The sequence below is a fragment of the Moorena sp. SIO3E8 genome (assembly GCF_010692445.1).
In the GTDB taxonomy this organism is placed as follows: Bacteria; Cyanobacteriota; Cyanobacteriia; order Cyanobacteriales; family Coleofasciculaceae; genus Moorena; species Moorena bouillonii.
The window spans coordinates 1-1,644 of sequence record NZ_JAAHHM010000339.1; the positions used below are offsets into that span (position 1 = coordinate 1).

Below are 1,644 nucleotides of genomic sequence, written 5' to 3' on the forward strand. Positions count from 1 at the left end.
TAGTGACATACTCCCACACTGAATCGTAGATTACAGTGTGGGCTTCTTCCCAACTCCACCTATCGGTTCGGATACTCTGGAAGCTTTACTTCTGACGGGATGCCCCACCGCCAATTTCAATATATTGATCGCCGCATTTACATCTCGGTCTTCCGTGTACCCACAGTGAGGACAACAATGAATGCGATCTTTCAACTTTTTGGGTACTTTCGTTCCGCAATTAGAACAGTTTTGACTAGTATTACGGGGATTCACTGCAACTGTAATCAAACCAGCATTTATGGCCGTAGGCCACGCTACGCGAACGGCTTTGTTTGACAAGATAGACAAAAATTGACCCCACCCAGCATCAAGAATAGATTTGGCTATTTTAGTTTTAGCCAAACCTTTTATATTCAACTTTTCATGAGCAACTAAGTCATGGTTGTCTAGTAAGCTTTTAGCAGTTTTAAAATGAAAATCTTTTCGAGTGTCAGCAACCTTTTTATGAGCTTTACCTAGTTTGTTTACAGCTTTTTTCCGATTGTTGCTTCCTTTTTTGGATCTACTGACAGCTTTTTGGATCTTTTTTAGTCGCTTTTGAGCTTTCCGATAGTATTGAGGGATTGGTACCTCTGAACCATCAGACTTGACCAGGAAAGACTTGAGACCCATGTCTATCCCAACAGGACTAGAGACGCTATCTACTGGGATAATATCCGGCACAGAATCATCTTGAATGGATAACGTAACATAGTACCCGTCAGCCTTTCGAGTTATGGTGGCTGTCTTAATTTGAAAACCTTTTGGGATAGGTCTATGGAAAATCATTTTGACTTTCCCAAATTTTGGAAGAGTCAGTATATTGCCACTTATAGGATTTTTGCCAAGAGAGGGAAACGTAAAAGATTTGTATCTGTTCTTCCCTTTAAATCTAGGTCTCCCGCTTTTTTTACCGTTACTATCGCCCTTCAGGAAACGCTTAAAAGCTAGATCGACTCTCTTGACACAGTTCTGCAAAACTTGAGACTGAACTACCTTGTACCAGGGTCTGTCTTTCTTTAACTGAGGCAGAGAATTTTGCTGTGAAAAGTAATCGGGATTATTTTTTAATTCTGGTAGATGACATACCAAAGGACAAGAGTTAATGGAACAACGATTCTGCTCGTACCAACTAAATCTCTCAGCAAGTAAATAGTTGTACTGGTGGCGCAACATATCTAACCACTTTTCGATTTCTGCTTCCTGTTTTTTAGTTAATCTTAGTCGGTACTGATAAGCTGATATCATTGTTGCCATATCCTGTTTTTCGACCTATTATTAGGATCGCCTATATTGTAACAAGTGTCAACACTAAAATGAAAGATCAAAGATTTGTGATCAGGTTAACCAGCTTTGAAAAACAGCAACTAAAACAAGAAGCTGACAGGAGGGGGATGACTCCATCCGAATTACTGAGAAGTTTGATAGCTCGCTTCCCTGATCCTAGAGACCCTGTGCAAAATTCATCCCTGGAGACGAAACCTTAGATAGTGGAGCTTTATTACAAAAGATTTAACCCTTTTGCGCATAACCGACTAACCATAAAAGCTCCACTATCTTACGGTAACTTTAAGCACTCATCCTGCGCATAGAGATGTGGGACTTCTTTTGCCGGACAGTTAA

The 1,644-nt window shown here is 40.3% G+C and carries 1 protein-coding gene; it reads right to left on the bottom strand.

The window, feature by feature from the left end:
• Window positions 1–30: 30 nt before the first annotated feature.
• Window positions 31–1,269: a transposase gene (locus F6K46_RS39615; RefSeq protein ID WP_293068959.1), complete on the bottom strand. Its 1,239-nt coding sequence runs from the start codon at window positions 1,267–1,269 to the stop codon at window positions 31–33.
• Between the last annotated feature and the right edge of the window lie 375 nt (window positions 1,270–1,644).